This window comes from Sedimentibacter sp., from assembly GCF_033447055.1.
In the GTDB taxonomy this organism is placed as follows: Bacteria; Bacillota; Clostridia; order Tissierellales; family Sedimentibacteraceae; genus Sedimentibacter.
Genome location: NZ_JAWQJF010000136.1, coordinates 1 through 3,823 on the forward strand (window position 1 = coordinate 1; position 3,823 = coordinate 3,823).

Genomic DNA, 3,823 nt, shown 5'->3' on the forward strand with positions numbered 1-3,823 from the left:
CACTTTATTAAAATCTATACCTTCTTCTTTTTTTTCATCATTTTTTAACTCAAAATCATCTAATTCCTTAATTATGTTTATTTCCTTTTCCGTAACACTAAGCAAATAATATTTATTGGTTATTTCTGCTATAGCCAGAAATTGGTTCTGTCCCAACATTATTCTGTCAACAATATTCATATATTTCGATTTATTTATTACATTTGTTTTTGTTGAAATCCATTTTGTGCAATAATACGTCAAAAACAAAACCAGTATAATGCCCATAACAGAAATTATAAGTGAAAATATATCTTTAATTGTTATCAGCTCCTATTGTCCAAGTATGCCTTGTACAGTTTTTAATACTCTGTCACCTTTAAAAGGCTTTACAATAAAATCTTTTGCGCCATTTCTTATTGCTTCTACGACCATGGATTCTTGTCCCATAGCTGAACACATTACTATTTTAGCATTAGAATCAATTCCCCTGATTTCCTTTAATGCTTCTAAACCATTTTTATTTGGCATTGTTATATCCATAATTACCAAGTCTGGTTTTTCTGCCTTATATGTTTGTACTGCCAATTCCCCATCTGCTGCTTCTATTAAATTTTCATACCCGTTCTTTTTAAGCGTATCTCTTATCATCATTCTCATAAAAGCTGCATCATCTACTATTAATATTTTACCTTCCATTTTATCCTCCATATAATAACAATTCTATAATGTAATTTTAATTAATTCATCTTTTTTAACAATTTCTATAATTCTTACTCCAAAGTTATCATTTACTACTACGACTTCGCCTTTCGCTATTAACTGTCCATTTACAATTACGTCTACCAACGCTCCTGCCTGTTTGTCAAGTTCCACTATTGTTCCTTGTGAAAATTCAAGAATATCTTTAATTTGTCTTCTGCTCTTTCCTATTTCAACACTGATTTCCAATGGTACTGTCAATATTAGCTCTAAATTAGAACGTTGTTCTTCCGATAATATGTCTTCTTCTTCATCAAAACTTTCATATTCCATCTGCCTTACATTTACAGGAATTTGTTCTTTCTTTTTCTGTTTGATTTTTGTACCAATATTATTACTTCTAATTAGAGTTTTCTCTTTATATACATCGTCCTCACAATCAAAGTCTTGCTGTATATTTATATTATTCTCTTTCATCTCAGCAATAATTTCTGCATCCTTTGCATGCTCAACACTTTTAGCACTTTCAATGTTTTTTGTATTTTCATCAATACTTGTACTATCTAAACTTTCAACTCCCTTTAAAAAATTGGACACTATTTCTCTCGCAAGAGAAACAGGCATAACATTTATAAATTGACTTTGCACTGTGCCTTCAATGAATAAATCAAAACTGACTGCAACTATAACATCATCATCTATGAAATATTTATTTTGAAATTCCGTTTTATCATTTATTTCATAAGCTAAAGGTGTTGATATATTTATGGATTTACCCAAAAAATCCGATAATGCTGTAGCAGCTGAACCCATCATTTGATTCATTACTTCACATATGGCACTTGTATTTATCTCATCCATTTCAAATTCATCATCAACTATAGTTTGTCCCATCAAAATTTCAATAATTGATTTGGCATCCATCCTTTTCCATATCATTAAATTGACGCCGTTTAATCCTTCTATATAATTTATTTCCACCCCTATTGCCGGCTCTAAATTTTCATAGCTGAATTGTTTTGCATTAAGTACATCGATTTTTGGTACGGTTATTTCAACTCTTTTTCCTAATAATGTTGACAGAGATGTAGCAGAAGATCCCAAGCTTATGTTCATTACTTCTCCTATTACATCTCGCTCCATATCCGAAAAAATATTTTCATTCATCATAAGTAGCTCCTCTTAACGTATAATTTTCTTTATTTTTATAACGCCCTTATTTTTTTTATTTCCCCAGTTCCCTTCAAACCATTTTTCACCGTCTACGTTGACATCCACGCATGAATTTACTTCTTTATCAAGTATAATCAAATCTCCAACTTGCATATTAATTATATCTTGAAGCGTAGCTTGAGCTTTTCCAAGCACACCCGTTATTGTCAATTTTGAAGTTTTTAATGACTCCATAATTATTTCTTTCTGATCTTCTAAGCTTTGATCTAATTTCTTGATGCTAGTTTTTGAAAAAATATTTGCCTTTTTCATTACTTCGCTAATAATAGTTGATGGCATACATATTGTAATTTTACCAGTTGATTCATTTAATGCAACATTAAGGACAACTATTATAACAGTATCATTGTAATTAATTGATTGAATAAATCTTGAATTTGTTTCTATTTTAGCAAGTTCAGTACCAATATCTATTGTTCCTTCCCATGATGTTCCCATTTGGGGAATAACCTGCTTTAGTAAATTACCCAATAATGACAGCTCAATATCTGTATACTCTCTACTAATTTCATATTCCTCTCCACTGCCTCCTAAAAGTCTGTCTATGATTACAAAAGATAAAGGCTTAGATATTTCCATAAGAATTTGACTATCAGAAGTTGTTTTGTCGGGATAATTAACATTTATTAGTCCCATCAATACATAGTCATCTAATGCATTATTGTATTCGTGAAATATGCTTTCTTCCACCTGTTCAACTGTTACATCGCACATAAGTCTTAACACTGAAGTCAAACGAGATGAAAGCATACGACAATAATTTTCATAAATACTTTTTAAAAGTTTTATTGTTTCTTTTGTTATTTTCTTAGGACTTCTGAAGTCATATTCTTTAATTTTTTTATCATTTGTTTCTATTTCCTGTATATCAACATCACCGCTGCTTAAGTTGTTTAGCAGTTCATCTATCTGGCTCTGCGATAATATTTCTGCCATATATATGCCCTCGTTCTATTAGTTTTGTCATTTATACTAATTCTTCGGATGTTGCAGATTTTCTGCATTATCCATATTTTCAACATCATCAATTCCATTTAAAGTGTTACTGATTATTTTAGTATAACTGATTGGATACCCTTTTCTGCTTATGTATATTTCAACTCTTCTGTTTTTAGCTCTTCCTTCAGTGGTACTATTATCAGCTATAGGACTATACAATCCATATCCAATTGCCAAATATTTTGCCGGGCTGATAACGCCTTTGCCTTCCAAATATTGGAGGACCGCATTTGCTCTGTCTGTTGACAGTGCCCTGTCAATATTTGATTTATCATTTTCTACTGCTGCTGTATGTCCCGCTATGATTACTTCTTCGATATACTCATCAACTAATTCCAGTCCGATTGCAAGCACATCCAATATTTCTTTTCCGCTTTGATTTAGAGTATTGCTGTATCCTTTGAAAGTTATTTCATCAGAAAACCTTATAAAAACATATTCTTCACTTTTACTTAATTCAACACTTTCGCTTAAGTTATTTTCATCAACATAACTTTTAAGCATAGCATATAATTGATCGATGTTTTCTTCATCAGCTTCCTCAATTTCAACCGTTCCTCCATCCATTTTTCCTGTTCCGGACAGATCTTCTTCTGTTTCTTTGACTTGATTTCCTTTTGAAAATGCTTCAACTATAATAGCATATTTTTGCGCATCAATAGTTGACATAGCATACAGCATAATAAAGAAAGTCAATAGCAATGTAACCATATCACTGTATGTTTCTAGCCAACTTGCACCGCCACCATCTGTTTTTCTTTTCCTACCCATATTAACCCCTACTTATAGTAATGTTTAAGCATTAGCTTCACTTTTTTTGTTTTTCCCTTTTTTACCGAATTTTTTCTTGCTTTTTTCGTCTCCATCAGCTTCTGTCGCTAAACCTCTTTCCTGATAAGTTATATATGAA

The 3,823-nt window shown here is 31.3% G+C and carries 5 protein-coding genes; all 5 read right to left on the reverse strand.

Annotated features, from left to right (window positions below; genetic code table 11):
• A partial coding sequence (fliO, locus tag SA378_RS09560; protein ID WP_318525765.1) for a flagellar biosynthetic protein FliO occupies window positions 1-267 on the reverse strand: 267 nt, incomplete at its 3' end.
• A 45-nt stretch (window positions 268-312) separates the two neighbouring features.
• Window positions 313-678 (reverse strand): response regulator, encoded by a 366-nt coding sequence (locus SA378_RS09565; protein WP_318525766.1) that lies wholly within the window; start codon window positions 676-678, stop codon window positions 313-315.
• A gap of 24 nt (window positions 679-702) precedes the next feature.
• Window positions 703-1,851, reverse strand: coding sequence for a flagellar motor switch phosphatase FliY (gene fliY / locus SA378_RS09570; RefSeq protein WP_318525767.1), 1,149 nt, complete (start codon window positions 1,849-1,851; stop codon window positions 703-705).
• A gap of 12 nt (window positions 1,852-1,863) precedes the next feature.
• Window positions 1,864-2,850, reverse strand: a complete 987-nt coding sequence (gene fliM, locus SA378_RS09575) for a flagellar motor switch protein FliM (RefSeq protein ID WP_318525768.1) — start codon at window positions 2,848-2,850, stop codon at window positions 1,864-1,866.
• A gap of 36 nt (window positions 2,851-2,886) precedes the next feature.
• Window positions 2,887-3,684: a flagellar motor protein MotB gene (locus tag SA378_RS09580; RefSeq protein ID WP_318525769.1), complete on the reverse strand. Its 798-nt coding sequence runs from the start codon at window positions 3,682-3,684 to the stop codon at window positions 2,887-2,889.
• Between the last annotated feature and the right edge of the window lie 139 nt (window positions 3,685-3,823).